Annotated in this window: 15 protein-coding genes and 1 riboswitch; of the genes, 10 read left to right on the forward strand and 5 right to left on the reverse strand. The window is 47.9% G+C overall.

All coding sequences use genetic code 11. From position 1 onward, the window contains the following. Positions 1–34 precede the first annotated feature (34 nt). The gene (locus ABDB91_RS17660; protein WP_347488999.1) at positions 35–8,206 is read right to left on the reverse strand and encodes an InlB B-repeat-containing protein; all 8,172 of its coding nucleotides are present in this window, start codon (positions 8,204–8,206) and stop codon (positions 35–37) included. A 291-nt stretch (positions 8,207–8,497) separates the two neighbouring features. Then, a riboswitch (cobalamin riboswitch) is annotated at positions 8,498–8,712 on the reverse strand. Positions 8,713–8,973: 261 nt separating this feature from the next. Here ABDB91_RS17660 and ABDB91_RS17665 point away from each other — a divergent pair. The 7 genes from ABDB91_RS17665 to ABDB91_RS17695 all read left to right on the forward strand — a co-directional run bounded on the left by ABDB91_RS17665 (position 8,974) and on the right by ABDB91_RS17695 (position 17,166). After that, entirely contained in the window at positions 8,974–9,102 is a 129-nt protein-coding gene (locus ABDB91_RS17665) for a hypothetical protein (protein ID WP_347489000.1), read from the forward strand. Positions 9,103–9,196: 94 nt separating this feature from the next. Then, positions 9,197–9,421, forward strand: coding sequence for a hypothetical protein (locus ABDB91_RS17670; RefSeq protein WP_347489001.1), 225 nt, complete (start codon positions 9,197–9,199; stop codon positions 9,419–9,421). Next, positions 9,376–9,903 carry a hypothetical protein gene (locus ABDB91_RS17675; RefSeq protein ID WP_347489002.1) on the forward strand — a complete coding sequence of 176 codons (528 nt, stop codon included), beginning with the start codon at positions 9,376–9,378 and terminating at the stop codon, positions 9,901–9,903. Before ABDB91_RS17670 ends, ABDB91_RS17675 begins: the two co-directional genes overlap by 46 nt. Positions 9,904–10,116: 213 nt before the next feature. Beyond that, positions 10,117–10,452 carry a transposase zinc-binding domain-containing protein gene (locus ABDB91_RS17680; protein ID WP_347489003.1) on the forward strand — a complete coding sequence of 112 codons (336 nt, stop codon included), beginning with the start codon at positions 10,117–10,119 and terminating at the stop codon, positions 10,450–10,452. 25 nt (positions 10,453–10,477) lie between these two features. Continuing rightward, positions 10,478–10,657: a hypothetical protein gene (locus tag ABDB91_RS17685; protein WP_347491655.1), complete on the forward strand. Its 180-nt coding sequence runs from the start codon at positions 10,478–10,480 to the stop codon at positions 10,655–10,657. Between the two features lie 464 nt (positions 10,658–11,121). Further along, positions 11,122–11,424, forward strand: a complete 303-nt coding sequence (locus tag ABDB91_RS17690) for a nucleotidyltransferase domain-containing protein (protein ID WP_347489005.1) — start codon at positions 11,122–11,124, stop codon at positions 11,422–11,424. Positions 11,425–12,078: 654 nt separating this feature from the next. After that, complete coding sequence (locus ABDB91_RS17695) at positions 12,079–17,166, forward strand: DUF4011 domain-containing protein (RefSeq protein ID WP_347489006.1); 5,088 nt, start codon at positions 12,079–12,081, stop codon at positions 17,164–17,166. Positions 17,167–17,399: 233 nt separating this feature from the next. Here the strand turns inward: ABDB91_RS17695 and ABDB91_RS17700 are convergent, their stop codons facing one another. Further along, positions 17,400–17,570: a hypothetical protein gene (locus ABDB91_RS17700; RefSeq protein ID WP_347489008.1), complete on the reverse strand. Its 171-nt coding sequence runs from the start codon at positions 17,568–17,570 to the stop codon at positions 17,400–17,402. Positions 17,571–17,995: 425 nt separating this feature from the next. On the opposite strand from ABDB91_RS17700, the gene ABDB91_RS17705 reads away from it, so the two are divergent. The 3 genes from ABDB91_RS17705 to ABDB91_RS17715 all read left to right on the forward strand — a co-directional run bounded on the left by ABDB91_RS17705 (position 17,996) and on the right by ABDB91_RS17715 (position 20,723). Next, a protein-coding gene (locus tag ABDB91_RS17705) for an IS3 family transposase (protein WP_347487794.1) occupies positions 17,996–19,163 on the forward strand; the annotation gives its coding sequence in 2 pieces (ribosomal slippage) (positions 17,996–18,277 and positions 18,279–19,163; 1,167 coding nt in all). 677 nt (positions 19,164–19,840) lie between these two features. Next, complete coding sequence (locus ABDB91_RS17710) at positions 19,841–20,299, forward strand: nucleotidyltransferase domain-containing protein (protein ID WP_347489009.1); 459 nt, start codon at positions 19,841–19,843, stop codon at positions 20,297–20,299. Continuing rightward, positions 20,289–20,723 carry a DUF86 domain-containing protein gene (locus ABDB91_RS17715; RefSeq protein WP_347489010.1) on the forward strand — a complete coding sequence of 145 codons (435 nt, stop codon included), beginning with the start codon at positions 20,289–20,291 and terminating at the stop codon, positions 20,721–20,723. Before ABDB91_RS17710 ends, ABDB91_RS17715 begins: the two co-directional genes overlap by 11 nt. A gap of 93 nt (positions 20,724–20,816) precedes the next feature. On the opposite strand, the gene ABDB91_RS17720 is transcribed toward ABDB91_RS17715, so the two are convergent. From ABDB91_RS17720 to ABDB91_RS17730, 3 genes are all read right to left on the reverse strand, one after another. After that, positions 20,817–21,551 (reverse strand): ECF transporter S component, encoded by a 735-nt coding sequence (locus ABDB91_RS17720; protein WP_347489011.1) that lies wholly within the window; start codon positions 21,549–21,551, stop codon positions 20,817–20,819. 406 nt (positions 21,552–21,957) lie between these two features. Further along, positions 21,958–23,616 (reverse strand): energy-coupling factor transporter ATPase, encoded by a 1,659-nt coding sequence (locus tag ABDB91_RS17725; protein ID WP_347489012.1) that lies wholly within the window; start codon positions 23,614–23,616, stop codon positions 21,958–21,960. Further along, positions 23,589–24,503: an energy-coupling factor transporter transmembrane component T gene (locus ABDB91_RS17730; RefSeq protein WP_347489014.1), complete on the reverse strand. Its 915-nt coding sequence runs from the start codon at positions 24,501–24,503 to the stop codon at positions 23,589–23,591. Before ABDB91_RS17730 ends, ABDB91_RS17725 begins: the two co-directional genes overlap by 28 nt. Positions 24,504–24,701 lie beyond the last annotated feature (198 nt).

Consider the following 24,701-nt stretch of genomic DNA (forward strand, 5'->3'; position numbering starts at 1 on the left):
TTTTACGAGCGCACCCGGCACCGCCGAACAAAGTTTACTTGCCTATTGTGGTTCTCCTATATCTGCCGACAGCGCCGGCGCCGGCAATCCCCAAAATCAACAACGACAACACAGCTGTAAGCAGCCGATTTTGCCGGACGGCATTTTTCACTATTTCAAAAACCGTCAAATTGGCCGTATTCTCAGGCTCATCTTCCTGCTCGTCTTCCTCGGACTCACCGATAGCGCCTCCGCCGCCCTCGGCCGATACATCCGGCTCATCACTTACAATATCATCAACCGAAGCACCGCCCTTGATTTCGTCAGCTTCCGCCAGAGGAGCCAACACATCGGCGCTGTCGGCGCTATCCGGTTCCATACTGCTGTCCGACAACTCGTAGGGACTGTCCGCGGTGGTTGCCTCCCCGCGGCCGCTATCGCCGCCGCCTTCGCCCATCTCGTCGCCAATGCCTTCGCCGATGCTCTCGCCATCGCCTTTGCCAAGGCCATCACCATCGCCGATCCCTTCGCCGTCGCCTTTACCGTCGCCATTGCCTTCACCGCCGGTGTTTTCTTCGTCTTCATTGTTTTCTTCGTCATCGTCAGGGGCGGGTTCTTCCTCCTCCGGCGGTTCTTCTTCCTCAATTTCCTTCAAAGAAACGGTTGCGGTCACAACCGCATCACCGGCCAAAGTGAAGACCATTGATGAGGTGATATCCTCTGTCTCCCCCTTCTGGGTCACGGTCAGGCTGTCCAGCTTATATTCATACGTTGTCCCGGATTCTCCGGAGCTGTTCTCATACTCGTTTATCTCAACATTCACATTTACCCTACTGTCAATGGGAGCGTAAGCCAAAGGTTGGCCGTTGAGGAATACGGAACCGCCGCCGCTCTCACCCGTTATTTCCGACCGCACCTGATAATAGGACGGAGTGCCCAGAATGGGATAGCCTTCTTCCACACCCTGAGTCCAGATTTCCCGGTGCGAATCCACACCGCCATCCAGCAGGTAAGCCGCCTCGCCGCCGGGAAAAGCGCCGCCGTCCAGTTTAGTCGCCCCATTTTCGTCATAAGGGTCGGTGGTGACGTATTTTTTACCCGCCGGCGCTTCCTCCCGCGATTCTTCCTCCGCGCTCTCCTTGAAACCGTAATAGCAGTCGGTCACACTTATGCCGGAATCGAAGACGCCGCTGATAGCGCCCGCGTCGGTCATACCTTCGGGAACTGCGATAAAATTGCCGTACCAGTAGGAATTTGCCAGTGTCACAGAGACAGAGCGTCCCATCAGACCGCCCACACCCAAGCTGCTTTCATCCTTGCCGTCGGCCATCACACTGCCGATGCTGTAGCAGTTTTCAATTAAGTTCCCGCCATTCCCGCCATTAGCAGCAATACCGCCGGCTGTGCTTCCAGTGGTGTAAATGTTCCCCATGTTGGCGCATCTTCGAATCGTTACCCTACCCGCAGAGTTCACCTGAGCGATGATACCGCCTACATACATAGAGCCATCCGGGTGAGTACCGTGAATATCCGCACCGTTAACACAATCCTCAATGAGCCCGCAGGAATATACACAAATACCCGCAACACCGAAACCTCCGTTTGAACTTGTTGCGCCTGATCCTGTGACAGTGACTCCCGGTTCCAACTCACAGTCTCTAATTACGGATTCGGAAGAATCGTATCTGGCAAGAGCCAGGATACCGGCCACGTTTGCTCCTCCGCTGATAACGCTGCCCTCTTTGATAGTGCACCTTTCAAAAATACCATTGAAGCTTTCATATGCAATACCCGCATTGCAGTTGTACAGCTTTGCAGAGATCTCACAGTCTCGGATGATGCCTTTATTCGTGTATACAAGGCCGGCAGAGATATTCGCAACCGATTCTCCTTCAATTTTCAGATTTTCCACCACGCCGCCCGCCTCTATTGTTCCGAACAATGCATGCATCTGTCTGTTATTGAGGGTGATAGTGTGTCCACCGCCGTTAAAAATCCCGGCAAAGACCGTATCCTCCGAGCCGGGCAGTTCCTTGCCAATTGAAGTCCAGTCGGCGGGCAGACTGATGTTATCCGTCAGGGTGAAAAGAACACCTGTATAGTCAACACCCTGGTTGATATTATCCCGCAGTTCCTCAAGCGACGCCAGATCGGCAATTTCCAGTTCAGTACCCTGTTCATAACCCGTAACTGGCTCTTTAGCCCAGTTTGCGGTTAAGGTCATACTTTCCGTAACGGAATCCGCAAAATTCCAAGCCGTATTATCTTTAGTCAGCCAGCCGGACAGTTTGTAGGTGTGTAAGCCGGCAGCTGTTTTTTCAGCAGCCGGCGCGGTCACTTTTTCGCCACTGTCAACGATTACCGCCAGCACAGCGGCCGTATCATCTCCTATCGTGACGGCGCCCCCGGCGGCGTCAAAGATTACCACGCAGGTGCCTTCCACGGCCCAACCAGCGTAAAGGGTTATATCATCGCTCACCGGCTGAGCAAAGTCATAAAGCAGTAGACAATCCTCATCGGAATACCAGCCCCGAAAGTCATAACCGTCTCGGGCAGGCTGCTCGCCAGGCTGCATTACCGCTTCGCCCGCATTAACGACGACCTCCATCCGGTTTTCTCCACCGGCAAACCCGCCTTCCCCCGCGTCAAAGGCAACTGTGTATCTGTCAGTTAAATACCAGCCGGCATAAAGAGTCAAATCCTCTTTTACTGTTGCTGTGAAGTTATATGGAACAGTACAGCCTTCATCAACGTACCAGCCGGCAAAGTCAGCCTTGACCAACGCACCGTCTTCATAAACCGGCTTTTCATCCGGCTCCGCAGCCCGTTTGCCGACCTGTACCTGTTGGGATCTTAAGGCGGACCCGTCCGGCCATTCGCCGCCCTTGGCGTCAAAGACAACGGTAAAGATTTCGTCTAAATCGGCTGGAACCTCGGCAAAGGCGGCAGTAAGCGCTACATCATTGTTTTCGGGCATGGCAAAGGTGAAGGTCATGGCTGCGTCATCCACCCTCGCCGCGCAGATTGCGCCGTCCGCCGCCGTCGCCTCAACGTAGTCGAGTAAATAACCATCCTTCACCGTAAAACATAAGGTAACGGACGCGCTCTCGGCCCTGTAAGCGGCAAGCGCCGCGCCTACCGGCACTGTGTCCGCACCCAGAGTTACGCCGTTAACAGGCAACAACGGATCGCCATTCGCGGTAAATCCAGCGGCGGGACCGGTCATTTCAATCGTCAACCGGTAAAGGGCGGGATGGCTGCCGTTTGACGGCACCGGATAACTGTCACCCTGCCCCCAGTTTTCCGTACGCCCGCTCGCGTCACCATTATCCAGCAGATAGGCCACCGCGCCGGAAGCGAACTCCGCCGCTGTTTTGCTTGTGGCGTTGGCAGCGTCCACCGGCTGTGCCGCAAGGGAACTATTCAGATAATAGCTGTTCTGATTGCCGGGAAAGCCTGCGGCACTGATAACGCCTGCATTTTGGTTGTTCACGGCGGAAACGGTTCCGTAATTGAAACAGTTTAGCGCGTAAGCGTACGCTCCGTCTTGGTTTATGCCCGTGATACCCGCCGCACGGGTGTCGTCACCCTCTCCTCCGACCGTACCCAGATTATAGCAGCGGTATAGGTGATTGAGGAGGGAAATTCTCCCCGCCACTAGTCGACCCTCCAAAAAACCGACTACTCCGCCCACATAATCGCCGCTGCTGGTGACAACACCACCAACGTCGTTATAGCACATACTGAGATAATCGCCGGAGCCGTTGAGCTCTACCGAACGCAAGTACCCGATTACACCGCCGGTGTACATTCCAACGCTGTTAACCGTTCCAGCGTTATAGAGACCGTTTACCTCAACACTGCCGAGCAGCGTGCCAGCCACACCTCCGGTGTAACTTCCGGCGCCGGAAACTGTGCCTACATTGCAGCAATTAACAGGCTGCGCATATTTATCCAGCACGCCGGCCACACCCCCGGTGCTTTCTCCGTCTCCAGTGACCGCGCCTGCATTGCGACAATCAGCCAACTGCGCATAATCATCCGACACCCCAACTACACCGCCGGTGTTTGCGCCGCTGCCGACACCGGTGCCTGTAACAGTTCCCGTGTCAGCGTTGCGGCAATCGTCCAGCTCGGCGTAAGTACCCAGCGTACCGGCCACACCCCCGGTGTTGCCGGCGCCCGTTACCGCACCCGCGTTACGACAGCCGGTCAGCCGCGAATAATTACCCGCCTTTCCGACTACGCCGCCGGTATCGGTGTCGCCCGCAACCGAAGCCTCCGCATCGTTGCAACAATCACTGAAGACCGGCATATTGGCCGCCGAGCCGGCCGCCGCATGGCCGGCCACGCCACCGGTACCGGCGCCGCCCGTTACCGTGCCCGCGTTATGGCAGCCGGTCAAAACCGCCGAGCCGACCAGGTAACCGGCCACTCCGCCGGTATAACTTCCGGTACCCGAGACCGTACCGGCACCACCGTTATAGCTGCCGTTCAATGTTGCGGCCATGGACGCGCTGCCGACGATACCGCCCACTTTGTCCGTGCCGGTAACCGCACTTGCGTTGGCACAGTTTGTAAAGCTGCCGCCCCCACCTTCACCGGCCACGCCGCCCACATTGCTTGCACCGAAAACCGCGGCTCTGTTTTCGCAATTCGTAAAACTGCCGCTGGAAGAAACGCCTGCAATACCGCCCACGTTACCGCCGCTACCGGTGACAGTGGCGACGCTAGCGCAGTTGTTAAATGTACCGTTAGAGACTTCGCCCGCTATGCCGCCCACTTTGTCGGCGCCGATAAGCACGACGCCGCCCGTGCAGTTTTCAAAAGCACTGTTCTCGGCCACGCCCGCGATGCCCCCCAGCTTAGTAGCGCCCTTGATGACACCCCGCACAGTCAGATTTTGAATGGTGGCGTCCTTAAGGTAACCAAAAAATCCTTGCATTTCACCGGAAACCTCCATATCCAGCCCGGTGATTGCAAAATATCCGTTATCCGCGTTAACACCGGCCATGAATACTCCGGTGAAAGGATGTTCCAGGGTGCCGATAGGAGTCCAGTAAGTAGCCGTTAGCTCAATGTCCGCGCCGAGGGTCACTGTTTTACCGGTAAAGTCGGCTCCCTCTTCATTAACCAACCGGGCCAGACCCCTCAATTCCGCTTCCGAAGAAATACTGAAGCTTTCGTCCGTCCCTGCTCCGTACCAGCCGGTATCGCCCTCCACCTTGATCTCTTTTGCATAGCTGATGACGATATCCCCCTCAATGCCGGTGACAGTATAGCTGCCGTGGGGCGCACCCCCGGACGTATCCTTGTACACCGTGTCGATAGGCTTAAAAGCCAAATCGTCCGCCGCGTCAAGACCGGCGGCCGCCAGGTTGATCTCCATGCCCTTGTTTGCATAGGTATAAATATCGTAAGCCTTCCAGGCCGCTCCGGCCGGTGCGGCAGGGTTTACGCTGATACCAAGGGCGTCATTCTGTACAACACTGATTTTATAAACAGCGGGATGTTCCTCACCAACAAATGCGGGGACGGGATCAACGCCCAGCTTTTGTCCCCAAACATTGCCGCGCGCTTCAGTACCGCCCTTGTCCATCGCATAGGCAAGCGCGCCGTACCGAAAATCATCCGCTTTTTTAGCGCCGGGATCGGTTCCGCTATATGAGTCATCCACCAGGTAATAACTATCGGCGATTGCCGCACCCGTTCCGCCCGCCGGCGCCAGGTCCTGCACTGCAGCGTCCCTTGTTAAATAGGAATAGCAGCCGGTGATGGAAATGTTGTCACCGGGGCTTTCGACACCACCCGCCAGGGCGCCCCGCGAGCCGTATACCGCACCGGTTACAGTACCGGCAACGTAACTGTTGCTGATGGCCACGCTGCCGCCGACCAACCCGGCGATGCCGCCAACATTGCTTTGTCCGCTCACCGTACCGGCAGAGCTGGCAACCTTATCCAGTTCCAGTTCGTCTTCATCGCCCGCCAGGCGACCGGCGACACCGCCCACGTTGTCATTGCCGGTGACCGCGCCAAGGTTCTCCAACACGCCAACGCCGGCTCTCTTCACGTCGCCTTTGCCTAAACCGGCAATACCGCCCACGTTATTTGCACCGGTAATCGTACCGCTGTTGCGAACAACCCCGGCATTATTCAGATTGATACAACTCTCAACTTGACCCGCAATACCGCCCACGTTATCGCCGCCGGTGACCGCGCCAAGGTTTTCCATTGTTCCGTATTGGTTCGATATATTGGTTCCGACCCAACCGGCTATACCGCCCACACAACCAGCGGCGCCATAAACGCTGCCACTGACCGTACCCGTATTTTTTATGACACCGTTGCTGCCAAGCGCTACATAGCCGCCCGTATAGCCCGCAATGCCGCCCACATAGCTTGTGCCGGCTATATTGCCGCTGTTGATTGCCTGATACATAAGGCCATTCAAGCCCCCGTTCAGATAACCAACGATACCGCCCGCATAATCTCCTTCGGCAGTAACGGAACTGTTGTTTTCATAGGCCCCGTAAGGGACAAAATCACCGCCGCAAAAGCCGATGATACCGCCCACATAAGCTTCGCCGCCGACGCCGGCTTCATCGGCCCCAAGTCCGGCAACATCATTTGTGACAACAGCTTCAGTGCCTGGTTTTGAACCATAGGAATGGCTCTTGGTTCGACCAACAATGCCGCCGACGGCTTCCCGGCCCGCCACCCGGCCTGTGTTTTGCACCGTACCGTTGAATCTGGCGCTGCTCGGACCGTTGAAAGCGCCGCTCATATACCCGATGACGCCGCCAATGTTGGCGCCGGTACCGATGACCGCACCGTGGTTCTCAACGGTATTGCCGGATGGACAGTACATATCGCGGACATTCCCCGGATCGCCCAAACAACCCAGTATACCGCCTACGTCACTGTCTCCGCTTATCGCACCGTGATTTATGATGACTTTGCCCGCATCATTGGAGTAAGAACCAAAATTTCCGCCGCATTGACCAAATATACCCCCCACATACTGCCCGCCGCTGACTGTGCCGTAGTTTGCGTAGTCGCTATTAGCCTGGGCGGATTTACAATAGCCTGCCACGCCGCCCACGTAATTTCCGCCTGAGACAAAGCCCTTCACCGCCTCGCCGCCAAAGACACAGTTAATGAGTGTGTTAGTAACGTCGGCATAGCCTACGATCCCGCCCACGTAGTCGCCGGTGCTGTAGACACTGCCGGTAACCGTTAGTTTGCTGATTCCGGCGTTTTGCGCATAGCCGAACAGACCCTGATAATTTTCCGATACCGGCCCGGCCGTGCTACCGATAGACAGACCGCTGATCACATGACCTGCCCCCTCGAAATTTCCCTTGAAGGGTTTTTCCCCAGTACCGACGGGCATCCAGGCGCCTGTCAGCGCAATATCTCCGAACAAAGTAATTGTCTTGCCGGAAAAGTCTGCGGCTTCGACCACACTACCTGCCCCATCCCTAGCCGTACCTCTCACCAATTTGGCCAGATAACGCAGTTCAGCTTCGTTGGATATGGTAAAGGCCGTTGCCCCGGGATCGTCAAGGTACCAGCCACTGCCATCGCCAGGGACTTCCGCCGCCCACCTGGCATAAAGCTCAATATCCGTTTCCACCGCCGCCTCAAAATCATAGGCCGTGGTTCCCGCCTCTTCCGTATACCACCCGACAAATCTGTACAAAGTGCCTCCCTCGTCATCCCTCACAGGTTGCGCTGCCGGCGGGGATACCTTCTCTCCCGCATAAACGAATTCAGTTACGGACAACGTGCCGGAATCGCCGAAATAACCTCCGTTCCCGTAAAAGGCGACCTCGTAAACCTGCACGGTTACGGATGGCGATATGACGTCACCATAGTAAACCTGCCGGGATACAGACGGCGAAATGATTTCATAAGCCCCGCCCCCCTCATCCGGGCCCGGTGTAACTGCCGGTTCGTAAACATGCTCCGTTACAGTTTGGGTTATATCTCCTTTTGCACCGGTTTCCCCACCTCCGACCGTTAGGCCCGGTGGAGCCGCCGGCTCATAAATATGCCCCGTCACAGTTTGACTTATCTCTTCCCGACCGACCGCGGTTCCTATTATGTCCGCAGACGGAGCCGGCAGTTCACTTGCCTGCACAGCTATCATTGACTGTGGCAGCAGCAAGGCAATACACAGCATAATGCTTAGAACAGCCTTTAATCTCCGTTTTCTCACTGTCATTTAACCTTCTCCCATCAGTTTACTAATTTGCAACAATGTACATCTTGCCGACTTCGGGGCCTGATGCACCATACCTTTGGATTTACAGCCTCTCGCAAGGATTCCGTCCCCGACCCTCCTTTTGCAATCCATTAACCAACCTCCTTTCAAAGAATCGACAGCTTATCCGCATACCCACATAAAAAACAACCCCGGCTTCCGCGGAAGCCGGGGTTGTACCTGAAAAAAAACTGGCATACAGATATTATTCGTAACCATTTCAGCACTTAACCTTTCCACGGAAGGTCTATAAGATGCTATCCCGCCCAAGGCAAGTCTCCTGACTCATGGTTCATTGCCATCCTCCCGCCTTACCGTCCCCTCCGCCGTCTTTTTAAATGACGGAGCAAAACAGTGGCATAATGGGAGCGGCTAACCATTCACAGTGGCCGGACCGTCCGGGATTTACACCCGGTTCCCTTTTCAGCTTCGATTAAAATCAAAGCGCCTGAGCAAAAACAAATATTCAGTTATTACTAATTTAACATTTATTCTACATCTTAGCAATACTTTGCAAATAACGCCGTATTTCTTGTTTATTTGTTGTCTTTTAATGCGCAAATATATCAATTTATTGATTATTATATTGTTTAATGTGATCTTTTTAAAAAAATTTATAACCGAGTATTTTTTTGCCGGGGCATGTTCAACAGCTTTCATTGAAAACATGGATGGAATACGGATACTACTTTCCTGTTTTCATGTTCCTATGTACTAGAGGTGTTTATATGAAAAAGGCTTATGAAAAGCCGGAGATTGAAATTACAACATTTGAACCGGAGGATATCTTGGCGAGTACCTTATTGGACGGGGGCAGCGGAACCGGCGATGAATTCGGCTGGGGCGACATTCGTTAAGCAACATTGATGGCCCATGGCAGGTGGCGCAAACCCGCCTGTCATGTTTAGCCCATGGGTAATGCCTTATCGGGCCGGAAAGGAAGAAAATCAATTGAACCACTATAAAATAGCCGATCTGACCCTGGCAATGGAAGGCGCGGGAAAAACCCTGCAAAGACTGATGAAGCCCTACGGGGCGGATACAAATGGAAAAGCGGACATCACCATGAGCATCGACCGGGAAAAAATGAGCAGGACCGGGGAGGAACATCCCCATCTATCGCCTGACCAATGGGAATACATTCAGAGGGCTATGCCTTTGCCTGCAAGTTGCTGAACTTTGACGGATTTTGCCTCCACGCCTCGGCAGTGGCGCTGGAGAACCGGGCGGTGCTGTTTTCCGGTCCCTGCGGCACGGGCAAATCCACCCATACCCATCTGTGGCGGCAATATTTTGGCAAGAATAAGGCGGTCATCATCAATGACGACAAGCCGGTACTACGCCGGACAGAGGATATTTTCTACGTCTATGGCGCACCCTGGAGCGGGAAAAGTGCCTTGAATACGAATATCCGTGTCCCCCTCAGTGCGGTTGTTTTTCTGAAACAGGCAAAGGAAAATCATATCCGGCGTTTGAGTAATAAGAAAGCGATACAAATGCTGTTTTATCAAAGCCAGCGTCCGGGCGGCGACAGGGACAGGATCAACAGCCTTTTAAGCCTGATTGACGCCCTGCTGCAAAGGATACCGATCTATCAATTGAACTGTGACATCAGCTTTGGTGCGGTTAAAACCGTATATAACGAAATCTGTCATTAAAGAATGGAACCGGGAGTCTGGTCCTATTTCCTCGTATGGCGTCTTAGTAAGTAAAATTTGATAAACAATCCGAAGAAGTAAATGTCCCAGGGCAATAAGTGCCTTTTTTCTTCCCATGCGTTTAACCCAGCGCCAATAACATGATAACAGACGGGAATTTCTTTTTTGGATGCAGCCCATGCACATTCACATAGTATTGCTTAGCGTCCTTATGTGCTGGACGTCATATACAAATATCTGGACTGCGGTGACCTTCATCTGGGTTTTGCCCGGGTGAAATGTGATGACTGCAACCATGAATATCTACTTCCATTTTCCTGCAAACGCCGGCACTTTTGCCCTTCCTGCCATCAAAAACGCGTGGTTGAATTTGGTGAGTTCCTGTATGGAGAGGTGCTCAAACATGTACCCCATCGCCAATGGGTCTTCAGCATTCCCAAAAGGCTTAGGCGATATTTCATATACGACCGCAGATTTTTTGGTCAAGTTGAGCCAATGCGCCTGGAAGGTTCTATCCGTCTGCCTGAAGCAAGGAGTTTCGTTGGATGATCCTATTCCAGGCGCTGTCATAGCTGTGCAGACCTTTGGAGATTTTCTGAATTTTAATCCCCACCTGCATATTATCGCTACGGACGGCTGTTTTTATGGAAATGGAGAATTTATGGTTGGCCCAAGGCCAATTCCTTCAGATTTAGAAGCCGCATTTCGCCTGGAAGTCTTCAAAATGCTGAAAAATCTTGTTTGCGGAGTTTAAGAAATAATATAACGATGAGTAGGAATTTGAAGGGGGCTTTGCCCGCATGAATAAAGAATTCTGGAACGCTATAGATAAACTGTGAAGGAATTATGATTCGAAGATTTAACTTATAAATTCTAATTTGTCGGAGTGTTCCATAATGTGATAAAACGAGGTCTATTTTGCTAACAGCGGCCCAGGCGGCGATCAGGGCGAAGTAAACGTTGTGGTCGAATATAGGGTATATGGCGTGGAAGGCTTGCGAAGTAATGAGTTAAGAGAATTTTAATATTACATGAGCAGAGTGCTGACAGATGGAACTTTGACTATCAACACTCTGTTTTTATATGTAAACATCTGATTTCTGTGGTTCGGAATTTAAAAGATATGCATTATGGTACGCGCGTTACTCTATTTTTGTTTACTTGCTTACAGATTATGCCTATACTTATGATAAGCAGTATGAAGTGGAGGGAGCATTAATGTTGAAGGTCTATACTGTGGATGAAATTAAAAATATCGCAAGTAAAATTGCTGAACGCCACGGCGTGGAGCGGATGTTCCTTTTCGGGTCGTACGCGCGCGGGGATGCCAAAACGGATAGCGATTTGGATTTTCGTATTGATAAAGGACAAATACGCGGATTATTTGCTCTTGGTGGCCTTTATGCCGATCTCGAAGATGCTTTTGGCATACACGTTGACTTGCTTACTACTGATAGCTTAGATGAGTCTTTTAGAAAAGAGATTGAGTCTGAGGAAGTGCTGATATATGGACAGGGCTAAAAGGGATTTAGATAGTATCTCACACATCTTGGACTATTGTATTGAAATCGAGCAAACTGTTTCCCGATTCGGAAATACTTTTGAGATTTTTAACTCGGATAAAATATACCGCAATGCGGCGGCAATGTGCATTCTTCAAATAGGAATAGGGAGACATTCATTCTCGGGAATTACAATATAAAGCTGGGATACTGACGTTCGATTTTACAAATTCATACTCCAAAACATGAAACCTGCTGGAGACGGCAGGTTTTCTTTTTGACACAACCTTACAAGCGTTTTACAAATATCCGTTCTCGTTGAAAGCCCATGCAATTCGTGATACAATAATGAAGAATCTGGAAGATAATCAAAGATAACTGAAGATTTTGATAGTTTAAGTCGAAAACATAAAACCAGAAGCAGTATGCTAGATAAGGTTTATGCTATGGACAACAATTCAAGGGCAGGAAATGCACCTGAATTGAAAGTGCCCCAAATGATAGATAATAAGCGAGCCGGCAGGGTTGTTGTCCGGATGTAAGATTGAATTTATCGTTACCGCAAGCGGTGTCAAAATGGAAATCGGCAAGAGACACGTGTAACTCTGGACGCAGAGCGGTTTATGGGAAAGTAAACGGAATATCAAATTGACGTGTCGGAGGATATGGCACTATGGCTAATATTAACACCAAACTGGAATACTGGAAAAATCGTTTGCTTGATTTAGGCAAGCGTAACAGACTGATAAATTGTCCTTTGCCGAAATCGGGTGGGCGTGTTTCTCGCACTTCTTTGTTGATAAACACACCCGACACCTCTGAGCTTTGGGATTTATTTGATGAAGGCAGTAAGGCTCTCGTTTTTCCAATACCACCAATTGAACTGAAACTTGAAGAGGCAGACAATGAAGTATTGTCAGTGTTTAATAACGGTATAGAAACAAATCAAACACCGAGCGAATCCTATAAGACATTACACAGTCTAATGAAGAAAGCTAAGGAATTTAACGAGGAAAAAGGGTTGAATGCTTTACACCTTGCGTTCGGATTCCTTAACTGGAAAGAAAATGGTGCGGAAGGACAAGAGATGCGTTCGCCTTTGTTGCTGATGCCCGTCAAACTCACGCAAGAAGATTTATTTTCCCCTATTTTGCTTTCTCGTGCGGAAGATGAATTAACGGCGAACTATTCATTAGAGCAAAAGCTCATTAGCGATTTTGGCATTGAACTTCCAGTGTTGACGGAAGATACCGAACTAAATGATTACATCAGCAAGGTAAAGTCTGCTGTTTCTTCATTAGGATGGAGCGTTTCGACAGATGTAACTCAATTATCGCTATTTTCATTTATGAAAATAAATATGTATCGTGATTTGGAGCGTAACGCTGATAAAATAAAAGGTCATCAAATTGTAAGAACACTAAATGGCGAAACTTTCAAAGATGCTTCAAATATTTCAGATGTATTGGGACATAATCACGATACAATCGACCCACAATCGGTATTTTCGGTAGTCGATGCCGATTCAAGTCAACAAGATGCTATACTTCTTGCCAAATGCGGTGCAAGCTTTGTTTTGCAAGGACCGCCAGGCACTGGCAAGAGTCAAACCATAACTAATATAATTGCTGAACTTATCGCCGATGGCAAAAAGGTTCTATTTGTATCAGAAAAGATGGCGGCACTTGAAGTTGTCTATAAAAGGCTGTGTATTGCAGGCTTAGGTGATTTCTGTCTAACTTTACATAGCCACAATGCAAAACGCCGTGAAATACTTGACCAATTTGAAAAATCAATAAAACTCTCACGTTCGAAAGCCTCACTTCACCAAGAGGTTTTTAACAAGTTGTACAGATTAAAAGAAGTCCGTGCCACATTGAACGCATACAGCAAAGAACTTCATACAGTTGTGGAGCCACTCGGCAAAACGATATTTCAAGTAAACGGATTTATTTCGCAACTTGAAATGTATAAAAACATCGACTACGTCCAAGCAAACGCAGAAAACTTTACTCAGGAGTTGTTATCACAGTGCGAATCCGCACTTGAAGAGTTGGAACGGATTGTCAGGGTAAGCGGTTATCAACAACATAATCCGTGGAAAGGTTGCACTTTAACACAATGGACACACGAATTCAAACAGCAGTTTATCGTTGATACAGAACGCTTAGTAATCGCACTTAACAATGGTATAGCCCTATTTAACGAAGTGAACGCAATTCTTGGAGTTGAAAAGGATTGGTCATATAGCGGAATAACGACTGTTGCTGAAATCTTCGCAATATCGGAAAAAACGCCAACCGTACCTTTTTCATGGACTGTGTTGAATTTGCTACGAACGAGAGAAAAAGTATTAGAATGTAAGACAACACTTGAAAAAAAGAAAATAGCGGAAGAGCAGTTTAATAATGCTAAATTAATAACAGAGCGGATTCTTGTAGACATAAGTTCCGAGAATAATATCGGTATTGACGCAGGTTACGAATCAACCCTGAGCGATGTTGTAAATTCTTACAATGTGATAAACGCACACTTTAATAGTGTAAAGCAAATATGTGACGAGGTTTGCAAGAATATCGTAAGTGAGGCAAAAATTGCAATTGATTTAAACGGAGCCCCATCCCTTTATATAACCACGAGCGAGTATAATGAGTTATTAACTGCTCGTGAAGAACGAGTTACTATAAATAATCAAAACGAAGAAGTAGTTAAAGATTTAGTCGATAAAAAAGCTATGGCTCTGAAAACTCAGCAAGAAGAAACTAAGAAATGTGAGACGGCATGCGAGCAATATGAAGCCGCTCGTAAAGAGTTACTTGTTAAATATGACGAAAAGATTATCGATCTCGACCTTACCCAGATTATACAATATTATCGTACTACCTACCGCTCGTGGTTTGCTCGCATAGGTGGAGGGTATAGGAATTATCAGAAAACATTACTGTCTTTCTGCAAGACTGCTGTAAAACTCAAGTATGAGGATAGCTTGACGTTAATAGATTGTATTGATAATGTTCAAACCTTGCGAACCGCTTTTGAAACGCAAAAGCGGGTTGCCGAGACCGCCGAAGAAGAACTTAAAGCCTATTGTCAGGAGTTAGTTAACGCCGAATTGAGAAGAGATAAAATTGCCGAGGAATTCAAAAGCAACACAACAGAGATTCAAAACGCAAAAGGAGCGATACTTGCCGTTGCTCAGAATACATCTACAGAACTAAAACATTCATTCGATGAGGCAATAGCAAAGTTAAGAAACTCGTGTAAATTTCTTGTCAGCGAACGGGAGTCACAAGCAAGTAATTTGACTGCGAAATTTGCAAATTTGTGTGATGAACTTAATCAAACGCTCGGACTCGAAATAAGTGAATCTTTCGGCTTTGTCAAATTAATCGCAGACCTTGATTGGCTTATCGTATTTCAAGACATTATTAGGAATAATAATATTTGTGATAATTATGCTAAATCAGTATGTGAAGATGATAGTAAATTGATTAGACAATTTGCTGGCGTTTTGAGTAAACTTCAAGATTGGAAATTACACGTTAACGATGACCTTAATAAGTTTGCTGATTTATTTGGAGAAAATGGTCGTGATATATTCTATCAAGCTACGCTTAGTAACGTGGTTAGAAAATCCCAAAGTTGTAATGACAATTTTGCTTTTTTACAGCATCTTATCGATTACAGGAACGCTAAGGCAAGATTGGTGTCTCTTAGTATAGATGCTTATCTAAACAAAGCGAGAGAGTTAAATCTTACCGCAGAAGAAGTCGTTGCGGTATTCAAAAAGTGTTTTTTCCGTTCGTGGCTTGACGCTATTGTTCCTAAATTTTCTGCTGTTAATGAATTTCGCAGACTTCGCCAAGATGAAAGAATTGCCCTGTTCAAAGACCTTGATAAATCGCATATGGAAATTTCAAAAGCAATGCTGTTATCAAAGTTAATTTCTCATCTACCGAATTTTGATGCCTTTTCGTCAAGTGGTGAAATAGCGTTAGTTCGCCGTGAAATGGCAAAGCAACGCAAACTTATGCCGACACGCTTGCTGATTGCGAATTTACCGAATTTACTACCCGCTGTAAAGCCGTGTGTTATGATGTCACCATTATCGGTGAGTACATACCTTGGCAGCAGTAACTTTGAGTTTGACACAGTTATTTTTGACGAGGCATCGCAAGTACGAACCGAGGATGCAATAGGTGCAATTTCCAGAGCTAAACAAGCAATAATAGCAGGTGATAGTAAACAGTTACCACCTACTGATTTTTTCAATTCTTCAATGTCAAATTCAGACGAGTTTGAGGAAGATGAAGACGGCGAATCAAACGATACAGGAGCGTTTGATTCATTACTTGATGAAGCAACTATGCTCCCAACAGAAACTTTGTTGTGGCATTATCGTAGCCGTCACGAACACCTTATAGCATTTTCAAACCAAAAAATCTATAATGGTAATTTAACAACCTTCCCCTCTTCAGTAGAAAAATCTGAGGGAATGGGCGTTGAATATATTTATAATCAAGGTGGCACTTACGACCGTGGTGGCAAAAACGGAAACAGAGCGGAAGCTGCAAGAGTTGCTGAGTTGGTGTTTGAACATTTTCGCAAGTATCCTGAACGGAGTTTGGGTATAATTGCGTTTGGAAAAATTCAACAACCCGCTATTCAAGACGCTCTTGTTGCTAAAAGGCAAGCGAATCCTACGTTTGAGCCGTTTTTCAAAGAAGATAAAGAGGAATCGCTGTTTGTGAAAAACCTTGAAACTGTGCAAGGCGATGAACGTGATACTATTATTTTCAGCATTGGCTATGCTCCTGACTTGTCAGGTAAATTTTTAATGAATTTCGGTCCGCTGACAAGAAACGGTGGTGAACGACGATTGAATGTAGCCGTTACTCGTGCAAGATACAATCTGAAACTTGTCGGCTCTATTCTACCGACTGACATTGATACTTCTCGCACAAGCAGTCAAGGCGTTAAATTGCTACGTCTTTATATCGATTATGCGATAAACGGCATTAACGCTGTTCTCTCCGAAACAAGCACATCTGAAAGTTTGTGGTTCGATTCGCCGTTTGAAATATCTGTGTATGATTTCTTGACTTTAAAAGGCTTTGACGTTGTAACACAAGTTGGCTGTTCGGGGTATAGGATTGATATGGCAATTAGACATCCGAAATACAATGGGCGTTTTGCGATAGGAATTGAATGCGATGGTGCAATGTATCATTCAGCAAGAACGGCTCGTGAACGTGACCGCTTACGTCAAAGCGTGCTTGAAGATATGGGGTGGAAAATTTATCGAGTCTGGTCTACCGACTGGATTAAAGACAGGCACACCGAGGGCGAGCGTTTGCTTTCGGCAGTGAGGCAAGCCATTGAAAACTATCGAGAAATTGCTCCTCAGCCGCGCAAAAATGCAAATGCCGAAAAAGCGAGGGACTTTCTCGCCGTAAGTACTCAATCAGTTAATGAAGCAATGCAGAAAGGCGTTCAAGAGAAATTTACGGTTATTAGAGCAGGATATTATGGCTATCAGGCAAAAGACATACCAACAACCGATATTGTCGAAACAATGTTGAAAGTTTTATCTGTCGAGTTTGGACTTGATAAAACAGGACTTTTCAAAGAGACTGCTTTATATGGATACGGTTGGCAACGGCAAGGCGGCACAATACAACAGAAGTTTGAAACAGCGTATAAAAGATTGTTGAATGAAGGAAGAATAATCGTTGAGAGTGAGAAAATCAAGAAAGTTTGAATAACAAAGTAAAAAAGCTCCCGAATGCCTAAACAATTGGGTAATATCTTTGTTGGTGCCTTGCGACTTGTATTTGTCAACTGAAAAATAGGTCAAAAGACCATCGAATTTTAGGTTACTTATCCGCAATATTGTGCCTTTGGAATTTTATCCATAAAGGCACTTGTTTGTTTTTTATGAAAGTGAAATTTTGCGTATCGCATACGTGTTCATTATCGCCGGCATGTGGATTTTTATATAGCAAGAAATTGGGAGTCAACTAAAATGGCGTTTATAACGGTAAAATATTGATTATTCATGCATGAAACAGTGGCATCACACTTTGGTCCAATGTTTCTTAATGTTTTTCCCGCAGGGTGTTCAGAACCCGCCAACGCAATAACTGAGGTCATGAGTTTTTTCATGGTAATGTCTCCTTTCAATACTCTGTCCGCGAAAGAAGTCGGCTTTGTTTTCTCAAAAACCCGGGCAATACCCACCAGAGAGAATGCTTCCGTGCAGGAGACAACAACGGTATATACGGAAATAACAGCGTTAGATTTGCCTGTTACAGCGGAAAGCCTGGGAGGGAGGAATAGTTATTATTTCTTATCCCTTTAACATCATGTGCACCTGCTTATATATAAAAGAAGGGACAGACCAGATAGAGGCAATAAAGCATATTGAGAAAGTTTTGAAGGAAGATAAGGCTGTGAATCTGTACCTTAAAGATAATTCCAATCTTTCAACCAGGCAAATTATAATGGACCCAGGAAATGCGACACGATTTTGCGAGGGATAAGCGACACCAATCTCGAAGTAAAATAACTAAGTGAAAGGAGCATATCCCATGCAAAAAAAACAATGGTTACCGGAGCAAAAACTGCAGATAGTTCTAGAAGCCTTAAAAGAAGAACGCCACATAGGCGAAATTGCCTCGGAATACGGAGTACATGTGAGTGTGGTTCACCGCTGGAAGAAGGAGCTCTTAGAAGGCGCCGACAAGGTATTCGCCACCTCTAAGAATGCTAAAGCCGCTGCCCAAGAAAAGCGCAAACAAGAAGAAACCATCGAGAACTTATACGCGCAAGTCGGCCGTCTAACAACACAGTTGGATTGGCTTAAAAAAAAATCTAGCGGCATCTTACCCCGTGAATGAACGCAAAGCTATGGTGAATTGGGATATCACAAATTCACATTTAACCATAAAAGTTCAGGCCGAGCTATTATCCTTGAATCGAACGGGTTTATACTGGACTGCCCAAAAGGTGTCTAAACACGAAGTGGAGATTAAACATCTGATTGACAAGATCCACACGCAGCATCCATTTAAAGGCTCCAGGCGGATTGTTGACGACATAAATAACATGGATGATGTAGATTACAAGGTCAACCGCAAACGCATTCAAAAATATATGCGGGAAATGGGAATACGGGTGATTTACCCCGGCCCCAACCTCAGCAAACGTAACAGAGCTCAGTATGTTTACCCATACCTGCTTCGGAATGTCAAAGCAGCCCACCCCAACCATGTCTGGGGAATTGATATTACGTATTGTGCCATGCAAGGCCGCTGGATGTACCTGGTGGCTATAATTGACTGGTACTCCAGGATGATTGTTGGATATGAGCTCTCCGATACGATGAATAAGGAATTTGTCATTAAAGCTGTAAACAGAGCCATCGAAATACACGGAACTCCTATCATATTAAATTCTGATCAGGGCAGTCAATTTACCAGCCCTGTCTATATAAATACACTCAAAGAACATAGCATCAAAATCAGTATGGACGGTAAAGGTAGGGCCCTGGATAACGCTATTACAGAGCGCTTTTGGAGAACCATTAAATGGGAAGATATTTACCTGAAGAATTATGAAACCCCCCGTACTCTCCGACAAGGAATTGCTGCTTTTATGCGTTATTACAATTTCGAGCGTCCACATACATCTATTGGCAAGAGGACTCCAGCAAGCGCTTATTATGCTACTAACAACTTATCGCAGCAATCTGCATAACCAAGATATTTGAAAGTGGATGTAAACAAAGAGGCCGCCGGTCTTGACTCCATGTGCCGCTTAATAGATAACCCGACCGACGGATATACGCCAAAAAAATATTTGCCTTCGGTCGGGTTGTTTAAGTCTAGCACATGGAGTCAAGGCTCTCCGCTTCGCTCCGACCGCAAGCGGCGGCTAGGTTTTGTGAATAGGGATAACGTACCCTCCCTCTGGAGACCGCCACATTTTATGACTACTGTCAAATATTAGGCTAGCTAGCATGTGTTTACCTTAATGCGGCTTTCTAACGTATCGAAACATTCGACCATGAAGGCCTTGCTGTTAATACTTACTCAGTGTCGCTTTGAATTTGAAAAATTGTGTCTTGACATTGGGGTCCATTGTAAATAGCTGCAATTTTGGGTGTTAACAGGAATATTGTTCAAAAGGCCAGGATGAGTCAGGGAAGGGAACCGTCCCTGGACTCACTATAGCTTACCCGACAGGAGTTGAGAATAGCGAAATGTTTGCCGTGCCGCTGATTGGTTTTTATGAAACGGAAAAATAGCTCGATAAATTATCAGGTCATGGCCAAGGTTTTTGTTGAATCAAAAATGCAAGGAGAGGTTATTTTCCTGGCACCGTAAATTATTTACTGTTATAATAACAAAAAACCAGTGAGAATTGGTGATAGCATGTCTACAAATCTTCGGTGCGGGAAAAGGAAAAAATACTCTTTATATCCCGAAGAAAAAGAAGAGCTGGTAAAAAGAATAGGGATACTAATCAGTAAACGTTCCAACGCCGCATTTGCGTACATATACGGTTCGTTTTTAGAGGATAACGGGTTCGGTGATATAGATATAGCCTTCTACTTTCACCGCAAAAACTTACCTGCGGAGAGTGATATCATCAGTCTGGAAATTCAGATGGAGATGGAACTACAAAAAGAATTTGGATATCTTTTCGATGCCAGAATTATAAACTATGCCCCGATATCTTTTTGTTACAACGTACTTAAAAACGGTACGCCGATTTATATTGATGACGATGATCTAAGGGTTAACTTTTTTAGTATGATTGTCAAAAAATATATTGACTTTTTGCCTTATCGAAAACGTTACTTAAAGGAAGTGTTGGGACTTGAAGTATAACCCCGACGTACTCCAAAAGGTTTTGACCGAATACCTGGAAGCGTCTCAAAGACTAAAGGAACTTGCTTCATTGTCTTTTAATGAATGGTCCGGAGACCCACATAAGATTGCCAGCACTAAATATCACCTGATTCTGGTAATTGAATCAGCCATTGATATTTGTAACCACGTAATAGCCAAGAATAATTTCCGGGTTCCGGAAGATTACGGCGATACTTTTAAAGTTATGGCGGAAAACGATATTATATCTGAAGCTTTTAGCAGCAACCTGACCAATATGGCCAGGTTCGGGAACAGACTGGTACACCGTTACTGGGATATCAACACGGAGAAAATTTATGATATTTTACAGCATAACCTGGATGACCTGGATGACCTGGATCATTTCTTGAATGAATTACGTTCAAGTCTCAAGTATCTATGAAAAATACTTCGATTAAATTCAAAGCGCCTGAGCAAAAACAACAAGCTGCCAGGCAGGGGTAATCTGCAAGTTTTAACGGCAAGGTAAACCATATTACTGCCGCCGTCCGACCGCCTCCCCCTCACACCCGGCTGTCGGCGGCCTGACAATAAAACACTTCTTTCTAAACCGTACCAGCACCAGGTAAAAGGACTTGCCCAGTATCAATGTAAAAACGATGTTCCCGGCCGCATGCAGAGTATCAAAGGCGAAACTGGCCATATAAGTGGCGATAAAGGTTTTCAGCGTCAGAGGGTAGACAAAAGCCAGCCAGTGCCAGATATTCATAATCCAGCCGAATAAATAGCCCCAGATTCCACACAACAGCAAAAAAGGTATCCTTTTAAACTCTGTTTGTTTTCTGCCCAGTAATCCCGCCGCCATTCCGCACAGCCCCCAGGAAAACATCTGCCAGGGAGTCCAGGGGCCCTGCCCCAGAAAAAAGTTGGACACCAGGGCGGCGACAGCACCCACCATGAAGCCGGTTTGAGCTCCGAATACGTAACCGGTAATCATGACCATAAAGGTGGTGGGCTGGACACTCATAATGACGGCAAAGGGAACCCGGGCAACAGCGGCCAGTGATGCCATGGTCGCTATCAGAGCGATTTCCCTGGCTGAGATCTCGGTATGATCAAAGCGCCGGAAAAAAGCCAGCAGGGACAGCCCTACCAACAACACCGAAAGAAGGGCCCAGTTGACGTTATACAACGGGTTTTCCGGAATAACACTCAGCAGCAGCAATAAAGCCGCTATAAGTAATATAACGGTAAAAAATAGTCTTTTCATTTAATCACCTGCTCTTACATTGTCCCGGTTTGGGGAACCCGCGGGCCCCTATCACCGGGCCAAGCCGTGCCTTTGGGCCAAAGACGTCACCGTATAGGCAGTCATTACCGGGCTGGATGTCACTCCTTGTTTTTATTTAAAGGAACTGCCACTATCCTACGGGCTTAAAAGCGTAACGGCCCCACCCGGGCCAAGCAGCCGGCCATGCGCAAACACAGCGGCAACGCCAGCGTGTCGCTCTAAATATCAATTTCTTCGCATTTCAAAGACTCCCTCAATTAGCCCAACAAGCCTTTTTATCAAATTCCAAGATTCCCACTTCTATAAGCGGGGGTTCTTATTTTCACTTCGGGTGGGGTGGAATCCCCATCTGAAAGCCCTGATGTCCAGCTTTAGCTGAACGAGTTCACTTCCAAGGCGTCAACTGCCGCAGAACTGCACGGCCCTGTTCCGGGGTTACCACCCCGTCGACAATATTGTTGAACAACTTGCTGACCTGGGGCGAATAAAAGGTGGAACCCGCAAGCATTTCATATTTATCGCCCCGGGCGATAACGGCGCCCCCGGCCATTAGCACGATATCCCGGGCGTATTCGGCGGCAAATTCCACGTCGTGGGTTACAACCACAACAGCCGTGCCCAGGGTCTGCAGTTCTTGCAAAAGGTTTCCCAGCTCGGCCTTCAGCCGGTAATCCAGCCCCCGGGTGGGCTCGTCCAGCAGCAGCACTGCGGGCCCGGCCACCAGCACCGAGGCCAGAGCCACCCGCTGCCGCTCCCCGGCACTTAAATCCCGGGGATTTACCTTGCCATACTGTTCCAAGCCCAACCGGACTAAAATTGTTCCGCTTAACCCGTTATCCGGCAAGCCCATATTTTTCAGGGTAAAGGACAATTCCTCCCGCACCGTGGGCAAGCAAAGATAATCATTGGGATCCTGGGACAGATAGCCCACGGTGGAGGCCACCTCCTCCACCAACAGCTTTTTGGTATCCCTGCCCGCAACGGTCACCCGCCCCCGGCCCGGCTTTAAAAGCCCGACAATCTGTTTGAGCAAGGTACTCTTTCCGGCTGCGTTGGCACCCATAATTACCGTAAAATCCCCCGGATGAATTTCCAGATAAACCTTTTTTAAGGCTTCGATGCCGTTTTGATAAGTAAACCACAAATTCTGAATATCCACGATACACTGGTCGCCGGATACAGCTTTTGCAATCTCCCGATCCGGTTTTTTAAAACCCGGCCCGGGGGCATATGCTTGTAAAGTTTTCCGCCCCTGTTTCACGGTCAGAGGCGCCTCCAGGCAGCCTGCGCCGGCAAATAAACCGGCCAGCGGAGGCACAAAGGGAGAATGACTGTTTACCGCCCATTTGGCAACGTCCCCGGGGCCGCCGTCCTGTATAATACGCCCGTCCTCCAGCACCAGCACCCTGTCGGCCAGGTGAAAACATCTTTCCAGACGCTGTTCAACCAGAATAACCGTAAGACCGTTTTCCTCGTTCAACCTCCTGACCATGGTGAGTATCTCTTCACCGGCCACGGGGTCCAGCTGAGATGTGGGTTCGTCCAGGATTAAAATACCGGGCTGCATCGCCAATACGGAAGCCAGGGCCACCTTTTGTTTTTGCCCGCCCGACAACTCGGGAATAGGGCTCTGTAAACAGCCGGACAAAGCCAAAGCACTGGTAACCTCCATCACCCGCCGTTTCATCAAGCCGCTTGCCAAACCCAGATTCTCCAAGCCAAAGGCCACCTCTTGCTCTACACCGGTCATAACCAGCTGGCTTTCCGGATCCTGGAAAACCATTCCCACCTGCCGCACCAAACTGCGCCGGTCTATCCGTTCGATTTCCCGGCCATAGATATAAACTTGTCCTTCGTAAGTACCTCCGTAAAATTCCGGCACCAAAGCGGCTATGGCCCTGATTAATGTTGACTTGCCGCACCCGGAACCGCCCACCAGCAGAACAAACTGCCCCTCGGGAATTTCCAGGTTGATATCATTCAAAGCCGGTTTTTCCCCGTCGGGATACCGGTAAGTCAAATCTTTGATCGCAACAGCGTCCACCTTTTCCACCCCCAGCTCAAAATTACCGGCACCGCCAGCAGCAATACGATAATTGGCGCCATCACCATTTGATCAAGCTTGATCGACTCCAGCCGGGGATAGAAAATATAGGCGGACCACCCCTGCAAAGCCGCCCAAATTCCCGCCGCCAAAGCAAAAACGGTGGGAATAAGCACAAGCCAGTCCCGGGGGCGCCAGTAATCGCGAAAGTAAAACGACCTTTTTCCGCTCCCGTATCCCCTGGCCTGCATAGATTCCGCCGTCTGCATGGAACGCTCCAGAGAAGAAAGTAAAAGGATATTGATTATGGGCAGGCGGCTCCTTAAACGCTGCCGGCGGGTACCGTAATCAAGTTTTACACCGCGGCAGCGCTGTACCTCCGATATTCTGCGCACATCCCTCACCAGGAGAGGAAACATCCGGGTGGCAAGAATGATGGCCAGTACGGATTTACCGCTGAATTTATTTAATAATTTCAATACTTTATCCGGATGTACAGCATAGGTATAAAAACAAAAGGCGCTGATAATGACCAATAGGCGAATACCCATGGCGCCGCTGAAACATATTGCTTCCAGAGTAATTTTTAGAGTGCCCAGTAAAGGCACCCGGGGCCCGGTCAGCAGCACCGTCGACCCGGCGTGAACAAACACAGCGTTTACCAGCATCAGCAAAACCAGCAAGCCCAGACTTAAAAGCAGGTAGGGCTTCCATTCCCGCAGGTTGCCGGAAGCGATAATCACGCCGCCCGAAACCAAAAACAAGCCCGCCAAATACAGCGGATGATAAAAAATTAAGGACAGCAGAACCAGCACAAAAATATATGCCACAGAGGTAAAAGGATGAAGTTTATAAATAAAGTTGTCTTTTTCCCGATAGGCAAACATGCTTTGATCATCCTTCCCCGAATCCCGTTAATGCTTCAATATAACTTCCTCGCAGGCGGCGGTTATATCGGCACTGTCTTGCAGAAATATACGCCCAAGAACATTGACCAACCAATAAATAAGAACTTCCAAGCTAGAACCCAAACAATATATGTAAATATTTGATTTCTTCCGCCGGTATCTTAAGCGTTATTCCCA

Origin of the sequence: Desulfoscipio sp. XC116 (genome assembly GCF_039851975.1) — a bacterium.
Lineage (GTDB): Bacteria > Bacillota > Desulfotomaculia > Desulfotomaculales > Desulfallaceae > Sporotomaculum.

Coding starts and splice junctions, on each gene's coding strand:
- ABDB91_RS17665 (WP_347489000.1), top strand. CDS start 8,974: ATGAAAAAGGCTTATGAAAAGCCGGAGATTGAAATTACAACATTTGAA.
- ABDB91_RS17700 (WP_347489008.1), bottom strand. CDS start 17,570: ATGAAAAAACTCATGACCTCAGTTATTGCGTTGGCGGGTTCTGAACAC.
- ABDB91_RS17695 (WP_347489006.1), top strand. CDS start 12,079: ATGGCTAATATTAACACCAAACTGGAATACTGGAAAAATCGTTTGCTT.
- ABDB91_RS17660 (WP_347488999.1), bottom strand. CDS start 8,206: ATGACAGTGAGAAAACGGAGATTAAAGGCTGTTCTAAGCATTATGCTG.
- ABDB91_RS17690 (WP_347489005.1), top strand. CDS start 11,122: ATGTTGAAGGTCTATACTGTGGATGAAATTAAAAATATCGCAAGTAAA.
- ABDB91_RS17710 (WP_347489009.1), top strand. CDS start 19,841: ATGTCTACAAATCTTCGGTGCGGGAAAAGGAAAAAATACTCTTTATAT.
- ABDB91_RS17730 (WP_347489014.1), bottom strand. CDS start 24,503: ATGTTTGCCTATCGGGAAAAAGACAACTTTATTTATAAACTTCATCCT.
- ABDB91_RS17675 (WP_347489002.1), top strand. CDS start 9,376: ATGGGAATACATTCAGAGGGCTATGCCTTTGCCTGCAAGTTGCTGAAC.
- ABDB91_RS17720 (WP_347489011.1), bottom strand. CDS start 21,551: ATGAAAAGACTATTTTTTACCGTTATATTACTTATAGCGGCTTTATTG.